Here is a 19,034-nt window from a genome sequence, read left to right on the forward strand (position 1 = left end):
AAATTGCAATGATGATTGAATTAGGTGTGAATATAGATCATGTGGCGACGTTACGGCAGGCGCGCGGCACAACCTATCCGGATCCGGTCGAAGCGGCGCTGATCGCCGAATCCGCCGGAGCGGATGCGATTACCTTGCACCTGCGCGAAGACCGCCGCCATATTCAGGATCGCGATGTCGAAATTTTGCGCGACCGGCTGACTACCCGGATGAACCTGGAAAGTGCGGTGACCGATGAAATGATCGGCATCGCGCTGCGCATAAAACCGCATGATATTTGCCTGGTGCCGGAAAGGCGCGAAGAATTGACGACCGAAGGCGGGCTCGATGTCGTGAAGCATTTCGATCAAGTGCAGCGCGCATGCCGGAAACTGGCGCAAGCGGGAATTCGCGTGTCGTTGTTCATCAATGCCGATCCGCTGCAAATTGATGCGGCTGCGCGTGCCAGTGCGCCGGTGATCGAAATTCATACCGGCGGTTATGCCGATGCGCATACATCGCAAGCGCAAGCAGAGCAATTTGCCGCCATTCAAAAAGCAGTTGATTTGGGTATCGCTCTGGGTCTGAAGGTCAACGCCGGTCACGGCTTGCATTATGGCAATGTACAGGCGATTGCCGCCATTCCCGGCATTTCCGAGCTGAATATCGGTCACGCGATTGTGGCGCGGGCGATTTTTACCGGTTTCAAGCAAGCTGTGCAGGAAATGAAACAGTTGATGCTGGAAGCGCGCGCGTGATCTACGGTATCGGCACCGATATCGTCGAATCGGCCCGTATCGCTCAATCGCTAGATCGTTATGGCGAGCGCTTTGCGCGGCGCATTTTGACCGACAGCGAGTGGCAGGAATACCATTCGAGCAGTAAGCCGGTTTTGTATTTGGCCGGCCGCTTTGCCGCCAAGGAAGCATTGTCCAAGGCGATGGGCACGGGATTGCGCCATCCGGTGAATTTCACGCATATCACGATCACGCACGACGATCTGGGCAAACCGTTTTTTCAATTCCATCCCGAACTCGATCGACTCATCAACGACCGGGGCATTACGCAGCATCATCTTTCCATCAGCGATGAGATCACGATGGTGTGCGCCTTTGTCGTGCTGGAAAAATAACCATGCCGCTCGGACCCGTGATGCTCGATATCGCCGGTACGCAGTTGACCGGAGACGATAAGCGCAGGTTGCTGCATCCGCTCACCGGTGGGGTGATTCTTTTTTCTCGCAATTACACCGATCATCGCCAATTGATCGAATTGACACAGCAGATTCATGCGTTGCGCAACCCGCATTTGCTGATCGCGGTCGATCATGAAGGTGGCCGCGTGCAGCGTTTCCGCGAAGACTTCACACCTTTGCCCGCGATGCGCGAACTGGGAAAAATCTGGGATAAGCAACCCGCGCGTGCGCGCCATCTTGCGCTGCAAACCGGTTATGTGCTGGCGGCGGAGTTGAATGCCTGCGGCGTCGACTTCAGTTTCACGCCAGTGCTGGATATCGATCATGGGCAGAGCGGTGTGATCGGTGATCGTGCTTTTCATGCCGATCCGCAAACGGTTTCCGATCTGGCGCAGCAGCTGATGCTCGGACTGAAAAAGGGCGGCATGCCGGCAATCGGCAAGCATTTTCCTGGGCACGGTTATATCCGCGCCGATTCGCACGTGCAAAAATCCATTGACCCGCGCCGCTACGCCGATATCGAGATGTGTGACCTGATTCCTTTCCGGCAAATGATTAATTGCGGATTGACCGGCATCATGCCGGCGCATGTGATTTACCCCAAAGTGGATGCGAAACCGGCGGGCTTTTCAAACTTCTGGTTACAGAAAGTGTTACGCACCGAATTGCAATTCGAAGGCTGTATTTTCAGTGACGATTTAAGCATGCGCGGCGCCGGAGAATTTCTGGAATCGATGCTGGCGCGAGCGCAAGCGGCGCTGGCAGCCGGTTGCGACATGATCTTGGTGTGCAATAATTCCACCGGTGCCGATGAAATTTTAAACGGTTTGCAATGGGAAATGCCCGCCACCAGTCTTTCCCGTCTGGCGCGCATGCACGCCCGCAGTCACGCAGGTTCATGGATAAAATTACGCGAAAACGGCGATTATGTTCAGGCGGTGCGAGAAATCGGCGGCATCGGCTGCGCCAGCGGCGAATTGCCGTTGCAGTAGATTGAATCCGTCCAACAAAACAAATCATCGGCAGCAGTTTTTTCCTTTAAAATTACGCCTTAATTTTGGTCTATTGATAAGGTTGAATCATGTCGGAAATTTTTGATGTAGCAGTTATCGGCGCAGGTCCGGGCGGTTACGTTGCGGCGATCCGTTGCGCGCAGCTGGGTTTGAATACCGTATGTATCGATGAGTGGAAAAATCCCAAAGGCAAAGCAAGTCTCGGCGGCACCTGCCTGAACGTCGGCTGCATTCCGTCCAAAGCATTATTGGAATCGTCGGAAAATTATTTTGGAATTCAGCACAAGATGTCCGCACACGGTATCGCGGCGGAGAATGTCACCGTCGATGTTCCTGTCATGATTGCGCGCAAAGACAAAATTGTGACGATGTTCACCGCCGGTATCGCTTCGCTGTTCAAGAAGAACAAAGTGAAATCGATGCATGGTCGCGGAACGCTGCTGCAACGCGAAGCATCCGCTAACGTTTGGCAAATAAAAGTGGACGATAATGGTAATGCTGAAACGATTCAGGCCAAGCATGTCATCGTGGCAACCGGCTCCGTGCCGCGGCCACTACCTTTTGCGCCGGTCGATAATGTCATGATTCTGGACAATGCCGGAGCCTTGGCGTTAACGGAAGTGCCCAAGCGGCTGGGGGTGATCGGCGCGGGGGTGATCGGATTGGAAATGGGTAGCGTGTGGCGCAGGCTGGGCGCGGAAGTGACGATTCTTGAAGCCATGCCGGGTTTCCTGATGGCGGCGGATGAGCAAGTTGCTAAGGAAGCTAAAAGCATATTTGCCAAGGAGCCAGGGTTACAGATCAATACCGGTGTCAATATCAAATCGGTCAAAGTGGCCAGTGATACGGTCAGCGTCAGTTATAGCGACTCGGATAACCAGGAACAGGCTCTGGAGGTCGATAAGTTGATTGTCGCGATCGGCCGCATTCCGAATACTGCGGGATTGGGTGTTCAGGAAAACGGCTTACAGGTGGATGAACGCGGATTTATCGTGGTCGACCAATATTGCCGCACCAATCTGGCGAATGTTTATGCCGTCGGCGACGTGGTGCGCGGCCCCATGCTGGCGCACAAGGCTTCCGAAGAGGGTGTGGCGGTTGCGGAAACGATCCTGCATGTGGAAAAAGGCCAAGCCGGTGAGCTTGAAGCGGTCGATTTCAATACCGTGCCGTGGGTGATTTATACCGTGCCGGAAATTGCCTGGGTGGGAAAGAATGAACAGGAGTTAAGAGCGGCTGGTATTGCCTATAAAGCGGGTCAATTCCCGTTTATCGCCAACGGCCGCGCGCGCGCCATGGGCGAAACGAGCGGATTCATCAAAGTACTGGCGGACGAGAAAACCGATCGCGTATTGGGTGTTCACATGATCGGCCCGCATGTATCGGAACTCATTTCAGAAGCTGTGATGGCCATGAAATTTTCCGCCAGCAGCCAGGATATCGCCTGTATTGTGCATGCGCATCCATCGTTATCGGAAGTATTCCATGAAGCTGCACTTGGCGTGGATAAGCGGGCTTTGCATATTTGAAATTACCACTGGCAATTCCTGCATTACGGCACTCTTATCCAGGATTGCTGAAAATGCTTGCAAAAGCAATTTCCGGGAAACGCTGAATAATTTGTTCATTGTTCTGTGTTTCCTGAGGAAAGCTCTAAGAATGGTAGGGGCGACGGTCGGATAATTTGAATCAGGCGGAAAAACGGATTTTACGCTAGGTAAATGAGTATTTTTGAGCCTGATTTCAATGCAGTATGATCGCAGCAGTTTTTCAGAGCATTTTTAGAAGCAATGTGTCTTGTCCGGATCTACAGTGCAAGACCAGCGCAAATGATGCATGCCGGCTGATTTGTTTACCAGATAATCGGCTCTGAGCTGTTTGTTTTGTTCTACGGATAAAGCAGCGGTTTCAGGAATAAAACGCTCTTCGCTCCAGAACCGGATTCTGCAAAATTGATCGGACGGGCTGCACAACCGGTTGATGGCGGCGCTGTAGACCGTTTTGTCGGTGTAAACGGCGTGGTCGACCAGTACTAAATTAACAAATTTCCCTGAAGTGCCCATTTCCACTTTCCTGACGAGACGCCATCCGTTTCCGCTATCCAATTGAGATTCGGCTGCGGATTCATCGTGGCTATGGTCATGGCCTTCATGAGCAAAACTGTTGAAAGGTAAAGCAAGTATCAAAAACAATAAAGCGGTTGGTAATAATTTACGCATAAATTCTCCCTGGCAAATGCCAATTCATTTATTAAAATGGAATTTTATTTCGTGTTAACGCATTGCTTCCAGATCAGTTTTTCTTCTCCGGATAATTCTTGCAGCGGGGCAGTATACTTGAAAATCAAGTTTTGAACATTAGTGATAATGGGTTTTGTGAGCGCCTGAGTGCCGAGGGTGTAGAATCGGCGCTTTGGTCAATTCGGCAGGGATAGGATTTTCAGTATGTGTTATCGATGTGAACAATCCGGTGATCTCACTCAAGACTCCGGCATATGCAGCGGCAGGCGGACGTTCGTCAAATTATCAGCAGCATCCGCGCTGAGTTTGGGGATGACGTATGCCGGAATTGCATCAATGGCGAATAGTATCGCTGCCGAGCCGCCCTATACCGTAGTTCCGCCCAAGCCGGAAAATGTGCTGACACCGGATCAAGCGTTGGAAAGACTGATGCAAGGCAATGAACGCTACGTTTCGGGTAAATCCAAACCGCTTGATTTTCATGACATTCAATCCGCTTTGGTGAGCGGGCAGAATCCCTATGCCACCATACTCGGTTGCTCAGACTCCAGAGTCAGTCCCGAGCATTGTTTCGACGAAGCGCTGGGTGATTTGTTTGTGGCGCGCGGTGCCGGAAATTATTTAACCAACGATAACGTCGCTACCATTGAGTATTCGGTTGCCGTGTTGAATACGCCTTTGATCATGGTGCTGGGTCATGAAAGTTGCGGTGCGGTCAAGGCGGCGGTGGAAGCGGTTGACCATCACAAGGATTTTCCCGGTCATATCCAATTGCTGGCCAGCGCGATTGCTCCGGCTGTCAGGGCCGTCAATGACACCTCTAGCAGCCGGTTGATTAATGTAACCAAAATGAACGTCATCATGACGGTTGAAAGACTCAGGACCAAAACGCCGGTTCTGGATTACTATCACGATCAGAAGAAAATTCGTGTGGTGGGTGGGATATATCATTTGGAAACCGGTAAAGTTGAGCTGATTGCTTAAAATTCATTGTGCACCGCCATGGACGTGTTTTCGGGCATGGTCAGCGCAATTACATTTGTGGCATTTGGCGGTTTCGGTTAGAATCCGCTTTTCCCAGGCGCGTAGCTCAGTTGGTTAGAGCACCACCTTGACATGGTGGGGGTCGTTGGTTCGAGTCCAATCGCGCCTACCAACCGGCCAATCCGGCAATATCCCGCACCGCTTCCGCTTGAGCAATCAATGCTCTATCGTATTTTGTCATCGCGTATTAAAAACGGTCAAAAATGAAATCGCAGATTCAATTTCATGCATGCTGTTCCGGTAGCTGCAAAAAACCTTAAGTGTCGATGAAACTAACTTGTATCCCAAGACTCAATGGCTATAATTTATTGAATCTGCGTTGAGTAAAAGGGCATGGCGCATAAATTAAAACTGGTATATACCGAATTTGGGAGAAAACATGATGCGGTTGCAGAATAAAAAAAGAATCATTGGATATTTCGTATTGACGATGGCCTTGTTGTTTTCTACAGCCGGCAGTGCGGTGGCGGAGCAGATCGGCAGTGTTTCGACTAAATTCAAATTGTTGGGCGCAAATGACAAGATTGTGATCGAGGCATTTGACGATCCGGAAATTCCCGGCGCCACCTGCTATTTAAGCCGGGCAAAAACCGGCGGTGTTAGTGGCACGGTTGGTGTGGCTGAAGACACATCGGATGCTTCGATAGCCTGCCGCCAGATCGGGCCGATTACGTTGCCGGAGAAAGTAAAGAACGGCCAGGAAGACGGCAAGGAAGTTTTTAAAAAGAGCACGTCGCTGCTGTTCAAAACATTACAAGTGGTCCGATTTTATGACGCCAAACGCAATGTGCTGGTGTATCTGACGTATAGCGACCGGATTATCGAAGGCTCGCCGAAGAATAGCATTTCGATCATTCCGGTTACGCCGTGGCACTGAAGGAACGGTTATATGAGCGATAAAGAATTGCAAAATTTATTAGGTTCATTGATGGTAATTAAGCACGCCTAATATTATAATCACGAGTTATTTCTTACCTGTTGCTTTCATTGGCCGACATTATTTTTCATGCAGTTATTCGCCTTCGGTATCAATCATAATACTGCGCCGCTGGATGTGCGCGAGCAGGTGACTTTTCCCGAAAATACCATGGAACTGGCTTTGCGGGATTTGGTCGGGCGCAATCCGATTAAGGAAGCCGCGATTGTGTCCACGTGCAATCGCACCGAAGTCTATTGCTGTACCGATAGACCGGAAGAAGCCATGGCGTGGCTGGCCGATTTTCATCACTTACCGACGCGCGAACTGGACCCTTATTTATACAAATTTCCGCGTGAACATGCGGTAAAACATGCCTTCCGCGTTGCCAGCGGATTGGATTCCATGGTGCTGGGTGAGCCGCAAATACTCGGGCAACTGAAAAATGCGGTGAAATCGGCGGAACACGCCGGGACGCTCGGCTTATTGCTGCATAAACTGTTTCAACGCACATTCTATGTCGCCAAGGAAGTGCGCACATCAACCGAAATTGGCACCAGCTCGGTATCCATGGCCGCCGCTGCAGCGCGCCTGGCCGAACGGATTTTCGGCGATATTGGCGAACAACGTGTTTTGTTTATCGGCGCCGGAGAAATGATCGAATTGTGCGCCAATCACTTTGCCGCGCGCAATCCCAAGAAAATTACCGTAGCAAACCGTACCACCGAACGTGCAGAGGCGCTGGCGGATCGTTTCGGCGCGCAGGCGATTACGCTCAGCGATTTGCCGGAACAATTGGCGTTGCATGACATCGTCGTAACCTGTACCGCCAGTCCGCTGCCGATTTTGGGTAAGGGCATGGTCGAGCGTGCGATCAAGATCCGCAAGCACCGCCCCATCTTCATCGTCGATTTGGCTGTGCCGCGCGATGTGGAATCCGAAGTGGCCGAACTGGACGACGTGTTTCTCTACTATGTCGACGATTTGGCGGAGATTGTCAAAGAAGGGCTGGATTCTCGTCAAAATGCGGTGGCGCAGGCTGAAACCATCATCGATTCCAATGTCGTCGACTTCATGCGTTGGCTGGCAACCCGGGAAATGGTGCCAACTATCCGCGCGTTGCGTGATCAGGGGGAGCGTTACCGCCGCCACGAACTGGAGCGGGCGCACAAACTGCTGGAGAAAGGCGAAGATCCAAAAAAAGTCTTGGAAGCGTTCAGTAACGGCTTAACCAATAAATTCCTGCATGTACCATCCAGCGCTTTGAACCACGCGGCAGCTGACGAACGCGAAGAATTAGTCGATCTGATTAACCGGCTATACCAACTGCACCGCCCGCAATGAACAAAAATATCACGGACAGGCTCACTCGCTTGAGTGTGCGGCTGGAAGAATTAAACCATTTGTTGAGCAGCGAATCCGCTACGGTCGATCTGGATAATTACCGCAAATTGACGCGCGAACACGCGGAAATCGTGCCCATCGTGGAACTCTACCGCGCCTACCAGCAAAGCGAACGCGATATTCAAACCGCGCGGGAAATGCATGCCGATCTGGATATGCGCGCGTTTGCCGAAGCTGAAATACAAGCGGGCAAAGAACAGCTGGTGAAGCTGGAGTCGGAAATACAAAAACAACTGCTACCGAAAGATCCCAACGACGAACGCAATATTTTCCTGGAGATCCGCGCCGGTACCGGTGGTGACGAATCCGCCCTGTTCGCCGGGAATTTGTTCCGCATGTACTCGCGTTACGCGGAGCGGCGCGGCTGGCAGGTAGAGATCATTTCGCAAAGCGTGTCGGATATCGGCGGTTATAAGGAAATCATCGTAAAAATCATCGGTCACGGCGCGTATTCCCGGCTTAAATTCGAATCCGGTGGGCATCGCGTGCAGCGCGTGCCGGTCACGGAAACGCAAGGGCGCGTGCACACGTCCACCTGCACTGTCGCCGTTATGCCGGAAGCCGACGAAGTCAGCGAGGTGGTGCTCAATCCCGCCGAATTACGCATCGATACTTTCCGTGCTTCTGGTGCAGGCGGCCAGCATATCAATAAAACCGATTCCGCCGTGCGCGTGACCCATTTGCCGACCGGCATCGTGGTGGAATGCCAGGACGGACGCTCGCAGCATAAGAACAAAGCGCAAGCGTTGAGCGTGCTGGCGGCGCGTATTCATGACAAACAAATGCGCGCGCACCACGCGGAACAAGCCGCAACGAGGAAGTCGCTGGTGGGAACCGGCGAGCGTTCGGAGCGGATTCGCACGTACAACTTTCCGCAAGGACGGGTAACCGACCATCGCATCAATCTGACGCTGTATAAAATGGATCAGATCATGGACGGTGATATCGATGAATTGTGCTCGGCGCTGATGGCTGAGCATCAAGCGGAGCTTCTGGCCGCTTCGGTACAAGAATAATCAGCCGTCCGGCTGATTATTACCCGATGCAGTGAAATGCAGCGCATAACCATTTCCCAAGCTTTGACATCCGCCTGCCGCGATATCGGCCGGGTCGATGCTTACATGTTGCTGCAATACGTTCTTGATGCCACTCAGGCGCACTTGCTGACCCATCCCGATCAAATGTTGAACGCGCAGCAACTGGAAGAATTCCAGTGTCTGGTCAAGCGCCGGATTGACGGTGCGCCAATTGCTTATTTAACCGGCAAGCGGGATTTTTACGATCTGACTTTCAAAGTCAACGAAGCGGTTCTGATTCCACGCCCTGAGACCGAATTACTGGTCGATCTGGCGTTGCAATTGATCCCGCTCGACCGGTCTTGCCGGGTGCTCGATCTAGGCACCGGCAGCGGTGCGATAGCGATCACCCTCGCCAAACACCGGCCGCAATCTCAAATCACCGCGGTTGACGTTTCGCCTGCGGCAATGGCGGTTTGCCGGCAGAATGCGCAAAACCTGCAAATCGATAATCTGAGTTTGGTGATGGGAAGCTGGTTCGATGAACTTTCCGGAGAAAGATTTGATCTGATCGTATCTAATCCGCCCTATGTGGCGCACGGTGATCCGCATTTGCAACAAGGGGATTTACGGTTTGAACCTCAAATGGCTTTATCCGCTGGGGATGACGGTTTGTCGTGTGTCAACCATATTATCCATAATGCGCCGGATCACCTGGCCGAAAATGGCTGGCTGCTGCTTGAACATGGCTATGATCAAGCATCCGCATGCCGGCAATTGTTACAGAATAGGGATTTCAGTAATATTTGTTCCCACCCGGACTTGGCTGGCATAATGCGCGTGAGCGGCGGTCAGTTGAATTTTGTGAAGTGAGCTATACGTTGTAATCCTGCGCAGCAATTGATATAACGTTTTTTGTTTCTGTATAAAACTTTTGGAATGATTTTTTGGAGAGATTGACACTATGAATGTTGAAGATTTAATTGAACAACAAATTACCACGCATCCGGTCGTACTCTACATGAAAGGCACCCCAGACCAGCCGCAATGTGGATTCTCGGCGAATGCCGTGAATATTCTGAAGGCTTGTGGTGTTGATAATATTTTCGCTGTGGATGTTCTGGCGGATCCGGAAATCAGACAGGGGATCAAGGATTACTCAAACTGGCCCACGATTCCTCAGTTATACGTCAACGGTGAATTTATCGGCGGTTCGGACATCGTGACCGAAATGTATCAAAACGGCGAACTACAGAAATTGTTTGAAAACTGATTCGGTTTAATCGATTCATAACGATTCAGTTTATTTATACCCTTGAATAAACTGAATCGTGCATCCACTCAATTCATCGCGGCGGCAATCGCCCAATACCGCGCAAACTTTCCCGCAGCAATAAACAGCAACGCCCACAACCAATTGGTGCGCAACCACCCCGCCGCCACACACAACAAATCGCCAATCAACGGCGCCCACGATAACAGCAAAATCGGCGCACCATGCCGCCGCACCCACTCCAGTCCGCGCGCATTACCACCGGCTTTTTTCAGCACGGTCTTCTCATCCGGCAGCAACCGGCCGATCAAATACGAACTCATCCCACCCAGCGTATTGCCGATCGTTGCCAGAACCAACGCTTGCCAATGCAAATCGGGATAAGCCAGCAACACCCCCACGAGTACTGCTTCCGATCCACCGGGAAGCAACGTCGCAGCGAGAAAACTGCTGGTGAATAACGCCAGCAGGCTTGATTGTTCGTCCATAAGTGAGTTTGATTTTAAGAGAGCGATGGTTCTGTGTTTCTAATAAATCACAGGAGTACTATAAGTAACGTTATTTTGATCTGTTACTATTTACAGTGATTTGTTGGATTTAACTATAAGTTTAAATTTATATTTGTCAGCTACGTACTTTGCCGAATTTTCTATATATGGAAATACCGTACTTTCATTAATATTTAGGAGATCTAACTCATTTAGGATGTTTATCTTATTGGTAATTGGAATTCTAGTGACCTTTATGTTTGATGTGCCTTTTTCATCTAAAATGGCATCAAGTCCGAAGAGTAAGAATGCACCAGATTGTGATGAAATTCTATCATTACTCTTTTTTCCTTTGATACAAACGATTTTACGTAAGTCATCAGGGACAATTCTACTTTCAAAAAATGATTTTTCTTCTTTTATGAAGTGAATTAAGCGTTTTATTGGTGCCTGATCATTAAATCCAACTTTATCAAGATCGAAGCTAATTTGATCTTTATCACTTTTTGGTAATCTTGCTAAATTTGCGATACAACTTACTGTATCAGAATCAAAATATTTAATTAGTTCTCTTTTTAAAGAAAAAATGATTACTTCGCCTTCTTTTTCATCATCTTCATGTTTTCCAGAGTTTGACTTACATGCAAAATAGAGTGCTATTAATGGATTCGATGTTATATCAAGAAGTCTTGTGGGAAGTGAGTAATGCTGCATTCTTACCAGGCGATCTAGCGTATATTCATCTGAAGTGAAATCAGATGAATTAGAAACTATTAACTCTCGATAAAGAATATGTTCATTTTCTAAATATAGATAATTTCCATCATCATCTTTCCGAAACAATGAAGGTACTAATCTGTATTTTTCTTTATCAGAGTGGCCACGATAAAAAATTTCTATGTCAGCCTGTTTCTTTTCAGACAATATCTTTCCAATAAATTTTTGAATAGATGTTATTTTTGGAAGAGGTATATCTGTTTCGGTAAGATCATCGATTTTTTTGGATATCGGCGATGGTTTTATTTGATTGGATTTAATCAGTGAAGCGGAATCCAATCTTTCTATTAAATCTTCGTCTTTAACTGCCCAATGTGTACGATTCATCTCCCAATCGCGAATATCGAGCAATTTTGCTATTGGCTCAATAGATGAAAATGGTATTTCAGGAATACCAGTGTAGAGTTCATATTCAATTAAAATAGCACGCCCTCTTTCTTTAATTGATTTAAGTTTACCGATACGAACGCTACTTTTTGTTCCTTCATATGCAAACAAACAAGGTAATGACTTTAACAGAGTTGTTTTTTTATCTGTTAGGTCTTTGAAATATTTAACTAACTTGTCGTTTGTGTATTCAAGAAATCGACTTCTGTCATATTCATAGAATGGTTTATTCCATGCTTGTTCCACAGCTGTTACAAAAAGGTTATACATATTCGTTATTTAGTAATGAATTTTGCGTATGATTAAATAATTGTTTGCTCACTTCTATCAGATTACCAACTCATTGAAATCTGTCGTGTGAATTTAAGATCGCAATCAACTATCGGCGAGTAACATAAATTTTACTCTCAAGAATTTTTAGCAGTTTTCTGACCCACCACAATAAATTCCCGTATATACGGAATTACCTTATCTACTTCCCGCATTGCCAGATACAGTTTCTGAAACAGTCCTTGATCGCCGATTTGGATTTTTTTGAGGTTCAAGTTTTTGTTTTTGATGTCGGCGAGCCATTCCGGCAGGACGCACACGCCTCGGTTAAGGGCGGTCATTTGCAGCATGATTTCCAGGGACTCAATGGGTTTCAGTTTTTCCGGTTCGAGGTGCGCGGGGGTGAGGAAATGCGTGAGGATGTCGAGCCGTTCGAGCGGCACCGGGAAGGTCAGCAGCGTTTCTTTGCTCAAATCTTCCGGAGTAATCTGCTGTATGTCCGCCAGCGGATGAGTCGACGCAACCAGCAATACCAATTGATATTCCGCGAGGATTTCATACCCGATATTGTCTTTTCTGACTAAGTCGGGTGTGATCAATACGTCGATATGGTGATTCAACAGACCTTCCAGACCGGAAAATTGAAATTTCTGCACGATGTCGACATCGATGCTGGGCATTTGCCGCATGTACTGGCCGATCATGCCGGTGAGCCATTCAAAACACGGATAGCATTCCACGCCGATGCGTAAAATGCCTTGGCGTCCTTCGCCGTACGCTGCGAGGGTTTTTTCCGCCTGTGTTAAAACCGGCAGCACTTGCTGGGCGGTTTCCAACAGCAGCATGCCTGCCTGCGTCAGGCGCAGGCTGCGGCCTTCGCGTTCCCACAACTTGACGCCGAGTTTCTTTTCCAGATAACCGATTTGGTGCGATAGCGCGGGTTGACTGAGGCAGAGCGCATTGGCGGCTTCGGTCAGGGTGCCGTTGGTGTGCAGCGCTTGAATGATTTTCAGGTGGCTGTGTTCGATCATTTATAAGGTAACCTAATTGGAATGTGAAAATTGATCATTATTATTCATTACTCAACCTTCATACAATAGCGCCACTTTCATTAATCGTGGAGTGGTGATTTATGGTAACGACACACAATCTTGGATTTCCGCGCATCGGCAAGAACCGGGAATTGAAATTCACTTTGGAAAAATACTGGAAAGGGGAGATCACTGAACAGGCTTTACAGGATACGGCCGACTCGCTGCGCTTGCAACATTGGCAGGACCAGGCGCAACTGGATTGGATTCCGGCGGGAGATTTTTCGTTGTACGACCATGTGCTGGATACCAGCTTCATGCTGGGGAACATTCCGGCACGCGTTAGCGCACTGGCGGGTAGCGAGATCGACAACTATTTCCGCGTCGCCCGGGGGCGTTCGGCTGCGGACAGATCCGCGTGCAGTTGCGTGCATGCCGGTGAAATGACCAAGTGGTTCGATACCAACTATCATTACATCGTGCCGGAATTTGACGCAAACACACGTTTTTCATTGCATGCCAGCCGTTTGCTTGAACAGATCCGGCAAGCGCAGCAGATTCACCCGCGAGTCAAGCCCGTCATTTTGGGGCCGGTCACTTATTTGTGGCTGGGAAAATCGAAGGACGGCAGCGATAAACTGGATTTGCTCGACGATCTGCTGGCAGTTTACGCGCAATTGCTGAGCGCGCTCAAAAATGCCGGTGCCGAGTGGGTGCAAATCGACGAGCCGGTGCTGGTCATGGAGTTATCGCAACCGTGGCAGCATGCGTTGCGCACGGCGTATTATCAATTGCAAGCCGCGCCGGTTAAATTGCTGCTGGCGACCTATTTCGGCCAACTGCAAGACAATCTGCAATTGGCGTGCGAACTGCCGGTGGCCGGGCTGCATTTGGACGCCATAAGCGCGCCGGATGAAGTTGCCAAGGTGGCCGACTGGCTGCCGACGCATAAAATCCTCTCGCTCGGTGTCGTGAATGGCCGCAATATCTGGAAAACCGATTTGACTGCGGCGCTGGATTGGCTGGAACCGGTGCATGCACGCTTGCAAGACCGGTTGTGGCTGGCGCCGTCCTGCTCGTTGCTGCATGTGCCGGTCGATCTGGATAGCGAGCAAAAGCTCGATCCGGAGATCCGCTCATGGCTGGCGTTTGCAGTGCAGAAACTCGATGAAATCACCATCCTCGCGAAAGCCTTGAATCATGGCCGGGCCAGCGTTGCTGCATCGCTTCAGGAAAATCAGGCGGCGATTGCCAGCCGCAAACAATCGCAGCGTGTGCATCGGGCGGATATCAACGCGCGTGTGCTGGCAATCACCGATGCCATGGGTAATCGCCGTTCGCCTTATCATCAGCGCGCGATCGTGCAACGGGATCGATTCCGGCTGCCGCTGTTTCCGACCACGACGATCGGCTCGTTCCCGCAAACACAGCAGATCCGGCAAACGCGCCGCGATTTTCGTGCCGGGCGATTGTCCGAGGCCGATTACCGCCACGCGATGCAACAGGAAATCGAGCATTGCGTGCGCGAGCAGGAAGCTTTGGGACTGGATGTGCTGGTGCATGGTGAACCGGAGCGCAACGATATGGTGGAATATTTCGGCGAACATCTGGATGGCTTCGCGTTTACCGAATTTGGCTGGGTGCAGTCGTACGGTTCGCGTTGCGTCAAACCGCCGCTGATTTATGGCGATGTGGCGCATGCGCAGCCGATTACCACGGAGTGGATTCAATACGCGCAGTCATTGACCAGTAAACCGATGAAAGGCATGCTGACGGGGCCGGTGACGATGCTGAACTGGTCGTTTGTGCGCGACGACCAGCCGCGTGCGGAAACCTGCCTGCAACTGGCGCTGGCGATTCGCGATGAAGTGTTGGCGCTGGAGCAAGCAGGTATCCGCATGATTCAAATCGATGAAGCGGCGCTGCGCGAAGGGCTGCCGCTGAGAAAATCGCAGTGGCGGGGTTACCTGGACTGGGCTACCCGCGCCTTTCGCATCACTGCAAACGGCGTCAGAGACGAAACGCAAATTCATACGCATATGTGCTACTCGGAATTCAACGACATCATGGAAGCAATCGCGAGCATGGATGCCGACGTGATCACCATCGAAACATCGCGCTCGGATATGGAATTGCTCGACGCCTTCGATCAGTTTCAGTATCCGAATGAAATCGGGCCTGGTGTGTATGATATTCACTCGCCCAATATTCCGTCGGTCGATTCGATTATGCAGTTGATGAAAAAAGCCGCGCAGCGCATACCGCCCGAGCGGCTGTGGGTGAATCCGGATTGCGGACTGAAAACACGCAATTGGGACGAAGTCAAACCGGCGCTCAGCAACATGATCACCGCCAGCCGGCAGTTGGCCGACCGCTTGGATGCCGCGCGAGCCGGTTAAATTTGACTTGCCGGTGTTATTTAGCGATCATATGCAGCACTTTATTCATCACGGTTTAAAAGGAGTAATCATGACAACCAATACCCTGCTCAAACAAAAAATCAGCGCCATCATCAGCGAAAAACATTTGCTCAAACATCCGTTTTATATCGCTTGGACCGAAGGCAAATTGACCAAGGAACAACTGCGCCATTATGCCGAACAATATTTTTACAACGTGCTGGCGGAACCGACCTATTTAAGCGCGGTGCATTTCAACACCCCGCACATCCATTCCGAGAGCAACAGCGGCGACATCAGCGTGCGCCAGGAAGTACTGCGCAATCTGATCGATGAAGAACACGGCGAAAAAAACCATCCAGCGTTATGGAAAAACTTTGCCTTCGCATTGGGCGCGAACGATAAAATTCTGGCCAATACAGCGGCGTTGCCGACCACCGAGAATCTGGTCAACACCTTCCGCGATATTTGCTTGAACCGCCCATTCTATGCGGGATTGGCAGCGCTACACGCATTCGAGTCGCAAGTGCCCGACATCGCCGCGGTAAAAATCGATGGCCTGGCCAAATTCTATGGCATGAGCAATCCTGAAGATTACGAATTCTTCTCGGTTCACCAAAAAGCCGATATTTACCATTCACAGGCCGAATGGAGCATCATCGAACGCTTCGCCGATACCCCGGAAAAACAAGCCGAAGTGCTGGCTGCAACCAAGGAAGCGTGCGATGCGTTGTGGGGCTTCCTGGATGGTATCCATGAAACCTATTGCAGCAATCTGATTTGCGAAGAAAAACAAGCAGTGACGGTTCACTAAGTTTGTAATAACAAGCTTCCAGCTTACGATCAGCCCGGAATGGATCACAATACAAGTTGTGTCTGTTCCGGGCTTGTTAATGATGAATCCGGTTTTTTCGTGATCTTGCGTTATAAAACCCTCTTCGCTTCAAATCGCCTGAATCCATGCCTACACACGATCGATGCTGTTCGATAGCACCCTATTTCAAGATCACTGAGGGTCAAATCGACCGCTTCAAACAACTGTGCGAGCAATTTGTTACCAGATCCGGTGCTGAACCGAAATGCCTTTATTACGGCTTCAGCTTCAATGGCAGCGAAGCGTATTGCCGTGAAGGCTATGAAGATGCCGATGGACTGCTGGCGCATTTGGAAAATGTGAGCGATCTGCTGCAACAGGCGCTCGAGATCGCTGAAATCGTACGTTTGGAAATCCACGGACCGGAAGAAGAATTGCAAAAGCTGTATCAACCGTTGGCCCAATACAATCCACGCTATTTTGTGTTGTACTGTGGTTTCCGGCGCTAACTTTCTTTCCTTAATGGCCTGTCTCGAACACCGGATTCAATCGCATCCAGCATCATACCCGCGACGTTAAATCCTGTTTGTTGAGTGATTTCCTGCATGCCAGTCGGGCTGGTAACATTGATTTCCGTCAGATAATCGCCAATCACATCCAAACCCACTAGCATTAAACCGCGCTTGGCCAATTCGGGCCCGAGCGATTCTGCGATGGCTTGGTCGCGCGCTGATAGCGGTTGCGCTCTTCCGGTGCCACCGGCAGCCAGATTGCCGCGTGATTCTCCCGGTTTGGGAATCCGCGCCAGTGCATACGGTACGGGCTTGCCGCCGATGAGCAGAATGCGCTTGTCTCCTTGCGCGATCTCAGGGATAAACCGTTGCGCCATGATGGTGCGTGTGCCGTAATGGGTCAGCATTTCAAGAATCACGCTGATATTGTGATCGGCGCTGTGCACGCGGAACACGCTGGCGCCGCCCATGCCGTCGAGCGGTTTCAGGATGATATCCTGATGGTGCGCGAGAAATTCGCGGATCAAATGCGCTTGACTGGTTACCAGCGTGGGGGCGATCCACTGCGGGAATTGCGCAATCGCGAGCTTTTCGTTGTGATCGCGGATGGCGCGCGGGCTATTGATGACGAACGCACCTTGTGCTTGCGCCAATTCCAGCAGATACGTGCTGTAAACATATTCCAGATCGAAAGGCGGATCCTTGCGCATCAGCACGGCGTCAAATTGATTGAGCGGCACAGGCGAGCTGTCGCCGGTGCGGTACCAATGACCGGCTTGATCGGGGGTGTCGGTTAAGGTTAGGGCGCGGCAAGAACCTATGACAGTGTTATCGATCAACGCGATGTCGTGCTGGTAGAGCACGTAAATCTGATGATTCCGGGTGATTGCTTCGCGCATCATCGCAAAACTGGAATCTTTAGTGGTTTTGATCGAATCCAGCTGATCGATGATAAAGGCGAGTTTCATGACGGCATTCAGGCAGGGAGCGGCGCTTGCGCCTGCGGATCGGTTTGCTCCAATTCCAGCGCGGCGGCTAACAGCGCCAGCCGTGCCACGACGCCATAAGCATAAAAGCGGTTCGGGATGATATTCGGTTGCTTGGCGTTGGCTTCCAGACAGGTGGATTCGAATGCCAGCGGTACGAAATGCATGCCTGGTGCGTTCAGGTTTTCGTCGATGCCGCGTCCGGTGTGCACGCGGTAAAAACCACCGACGACGTAACGGTCGATCATGTACACCACCGGTTCGGCTACTGCTTGATTGATCGTCTCAAAAGTGTAGACGCCTTCCTGCACCAGCACGTTCGATACTTGCAGTCCTTCTTTCACCACCGCCATTTTGTTGCGCTGTTTGCGGTTGAGATTATAGATATCCTCGCCGCTCTTGACCGTCATGATGCCCATGCCGTAGGTGCCGGAATCGGCCTTGACGATGACAAAAGGATCTTCTTTCACTTCGTACTGTTGATATTTTTTCTTGATCACCGAGAGAATCCGGTCGATCGCTGCTGCAACACATTCCACACCCTGTTTTTCCAGGAAATTGATTTCTCCGCACGAAGTAAAACGCGGATTGATCAACCACGAATCGATGCCGATCAAATCGGCGAATTCCTGCGCTACGCGATCGTACGCGGCAAAGTGTTCCGATTTGCGCCGTGTTGCCCAGCCGGCATGTAAGGGCGGAATAACCGTTTGCTGCAGGCCCTGTAAAATCTCCGGTGCGCCGTTCGATAAATCATTGTTCAGCAGCACCGCACAGGGATCGAAGCCGCTAACGCCGAGTTTGTTGTTTTTGCGAATGATGGGTTCGAGCGTGATGGATTGCCCGTCCGGCAGATCAATCCGGGCGGCTTCGGTCACTTCGGGCAGCAGCGTGCCAAGGCGCACATTCAATCCGGCGCGCTGGATGATGTTTTGCAATGTTGCGATATTCTGCAAGTAGAAGGTATTGCGCGTGTGGTTTTCCGGGATCAACAAGATGCTGTGCGTATCCGGGCAAATTTTTTCAATCGCGCTCATCATCGCTTGCACGCACAGCGGAATGAATTCCGGATTGAGGTTATTAAAACCACCGGGAAACAAATTGGTGTCCACGGGTGCTAATTTGAAGCCGCTGTTGCGCAGGTCGACCGAGCAATAAAAAGGAACGGCATGCTCGCGCCATTTGTTTCTCAACCAATGCTCAATAGTGGGCATGGCGTTGATGATACGGCTTTCAAGATCGAGGATGGGGCCGCGCAGGGCGGTTGAGAGATGAGGTACTGGCATTTCC

At 50.5% G+C, this 19,034-nt stretch carries 19 protein-coding genes and 1 tRNA gene; 14 read left to right on the forward strand and 6 right to left on the reverse strand.

The window, feature by feature from the left end; all coding sequences use genetic code 11:
• Positions 1 to 11: 11 nt before the first annotated feature.
• The 4 genes from pdxJ (at position 12) to lpdA (ending at position 3,716) form a co-directional block, all read left to right on the forward strand.
• Positions 12 to 737 carry a pyridoxine 5'-phosphate synthase gene (pdxJ, locus tag HRU77_14040; GenBank protein QOJ22198.1) on the forward strand — a complete coding sequence of 242 codons (726 nt, stop codon included), beginning with the start codon at positions 12 to 14 and terminating at the stop codon, positions 735 to 737.
• Complete coding sequence (locus HRU77_14045; protein ID QOJ21701.1) at positions 734 to 1,111, forward strand: holo-ACP synthase; 378 nt, start codon at positions 734 to 736, stop codon at positions 1,109 to 1,111. The genes pdxJ and HRU77_14045 overlap by 4 nt, the downstream gene beginning before the upstream one ends.
• Positions 1,112 to 1,113: 2 nt before the next feature.
• The gene (gene nagZ / locus HRU77_14050) at positions 1,114 to 2,166 is read left to right on the forward strand and encodes a beta-N-acetylhexosaminidase (protein ID QOJ21702.1); all 1,053 of its coding nucleotides are present in this window, start codon (positions 1,114 to 1,116) and stop codon (positions 2,164 to 2,166) included.
• Positions 2,167 to 2,255: 89 nt separating this feature from the next.
• A complete protein-coding gene (gene lpdA, locus HRU77_14055) occupies positions 2,256 to 3,716 on the forward strand; it encodes a dihydrolipoyl dehydrogenase (GenBank protein ID QOJ21703.1) in 1,461 nt (486 codons plus the stop codon).
• A 252-nt stretch (positions 3,717 to 3,968) separates the two neighbouring features.
• Here the strand turns inward: lpdA and HRU77_14060 are convergent, their stop codons facing one another.
• Positions 3,969 to 4,406, reverse strand: coding sequence for a hypothetical protein (locus HRU77_14060; protein ID QOJ21704.1), 438 nt, complete (start codon positions 4,404 to 4,406; stop codon positions 3,969 to 3,971).
• 225 nt (positions 4,407 to 4,631) lie between these two features.
• Here HRU77_14060 and HRU77_14065 point away from each other — a divergent pair, with 225 nt between their 5' ends.
• From HRU77_14065 to grxD, 7 genes are all read left to right on the forward strand, one after another.
• The gene (locus tag HRU77_14065; GenBank protein QOJ21705.1) at positions 4,632 to 5,411 is read left to right on the forward strand and encodes a carbonic anhydrase; all 780 of its coding nucleotides are present in this window, start codon (positions 4,632 to 4,634) and stop codon (positions 5,409 to 5,411) included.
• 95 nt (positions 5,412 to 5,506) lie between these two features.
• A tRNA-Val gene (locus HRU77_14070) sits at positions 5,507 to 5,583 on the forward strand.
• Positions 5,584 to 5,901: 318 nt separating this feature from the next.
• Positions 5,902 to 6,348 (forward strand): CreA family protein, encoded by a 447-nt coding sequence (locus HRU77_14075; GenBank protein QOJ22199.1) that lies wholly within the window; start codon positions 5,902 to 5,904, stop codon positions 6,346 to 6,348.
• A 129-nt stretch (positions 6,349 to 6,477) separates the two neighbouring features.
• A complete protein-coding gene (locus HRU77_14080) occupies positions 6,478 to 7,731 on the forward strand; it encodes a glutamyl-tRNA reductase (GenBank protein QOJ21706.1) in 1,254 nt (417 codons plus the stop codon).
• On the forward strand, positions 7,728 to 8,807 hold the full coding sequence (prfA, locus tag HRU77_14085; GenBank protein QOJ21707.1) for a peptide chain release factor 1: 1,080 nt from the start codon (positions 7,728 to 7,730) through the stop codon (positions 8,805 to 8,807). The genes HRU77_14080 and prfA overlap by 4 nt, the downstream gene beginning before the upstream one ends.
• 36 nt (positions 8,808 to 8,843) lie before the next feature.
• Positions 8,844 to 9,680 carry a peptide chain release factor N(5)-glutamine methyltransferase gene (prmC, locus tag HRU77_14090; protein ID QOJ21708.1) on the forward strand — a complete coding sequence of 279 codons (837 nt, stop codon included), beginning with the start codon at positions 8,844 to 8,846 and terminating at the stop codon, positions 9,678 to 9,680.
• A 91-nt stretch (positions 9,681 to 9,771) separates the two neighbouring features.
• Positions 9,772 to 10,080 (forward strand): Grx4 family monothiol glutaredoxin, encoded by a 309-nt coding sequence (gene grxD, locus HRU77_14095; protein ID QOJ21709.1) that lies wholly within the window; start codon positions 9,772 to 9,774, stop codon positions 10,078 to 10,080.
• 68 nt (positions 10,081 to 10,148) lie between these two features.
• Here the strand turns inward: grxD and HRU77_14100 are convergent, their stop codons facing one another.
• From HRU77_14100 to HRU77_14110, 3 genes are all read right to left on the reverse strand, one after another.
• The gene (locus tag HRU77_14100; GenBank protein QOJ21710.1) at positions 10,149 to 10,568 is read right to left on the reverse strand and encodes a DedA family protein; all 420 of its coding nucleotides are present in this window, start codon (positions 10,566 to 10,568) and stop codon (positions 10,149 to 10,151) included.
• Positions 10,569 to 10,658: 90 nt separating this feature from the next.
• A complete protein-coding gene (locus HRU77_14105; GenBank protein QOJ21711.1) occupies positions 10,659 to 12,002 on the reverse strand; it encodes an FRG domain-containing protein in 1,344 nt (447 codons plus the stop codon).
• Positions 12,003 to 12,139: 137 nt separating this feature from the next.
• A complete protein-coding gene (locus HRU77_14110; protein ID QOJ21712.1) occupies positions 12,140 to 13,033 on the reverse strand; it encodes a LysR family transcriptional regulator in 894 nt (297 codons plus the stop codon).
• 101 nt (positions 13,034 to 13,134) lie between these two features.
• On the opposite strand from HRU77_14110, the gene metE reads away from it, so the two are divergent.
• The 3 genes from metE to HRU77_14125 all read left to right on the forward strand — a co-directional run bounded on the left by metE (position 13,135) and on the right by HRU77_14125 (position 16,755).
• Positions 13,135 to 15,432, forward strand: coding sequence for a 5-methyltetrahydropteroyltriglutamate--homocysteine S-methyltransferase (gene metE, locus HRU77_14115; GenBank protein ID QOJ21713.1), 2,298 nt, complete (start codon positions 13,135 to 13,137; stop codon positions 15,430 to 15,432).
• 70 nt (positions 15,433 to 15,502) lie between these two features.
• Entirely contained in the window at positions 15,503 to 16,246 is a 744-nt protein-coding gene (locus HRU77_14120) for a CADD family putative folate metabolism protein (protein QOJ21714.1), read from the forward strand.
• Positions 16,247 to 16,392: 146 nt separating this feature from the next.
• The gene (locus tag HRU77_14125) at positions 16,393 to 16,755 is read left to right on the forward strand and encodes a hypothetical protein (protein ID QOJ21715.1); all 363 of its coding nucleotides are present in this window, start codon (positions 16,393 to 16,395) and stop codon (positions 16,753 to 16,755) included.
• Here HRU77_14125 and gshB read toward each other — a convergent pair.
• A complete protein-coding gene (gshB, locus tag HRU77_14130; protein ID QOJ21716.1) occupies positions 16,752 to 17,726 on the reverse strand; it encodes a glutathione synthase in 975 nt (324 codons plus the stop codon). The genes HRU77_14125 and gshB overlap by 4 nt on opposite strands.
• Positions 17,727 to 17,734: 8 nt before the next feature.
• Positions 17,735 to 19,030: a glutamate--cysteine ligase gene (gshA, locus tag HRU77_14135; protein ID QOJ21717.1), complete on the reverse strand. Its 1,296-nt coding sequence runs from the start codon at positions 19,028 to 19,030 to the stop codon at positions 17,735 to 17,737.
• Positions 19,031 to 19,034 lie beyond the last annotated feature (4 nt).

Source organism: Gammaproteobacteria bacterium, assembly GCA_015709615.1.
Taxonomy (GTDB): Bacteria; Pseudomonadota; Gammaproteobacteria; order Burkholderiales; family Nitrosomonadaceae; genus Nitrosomonas.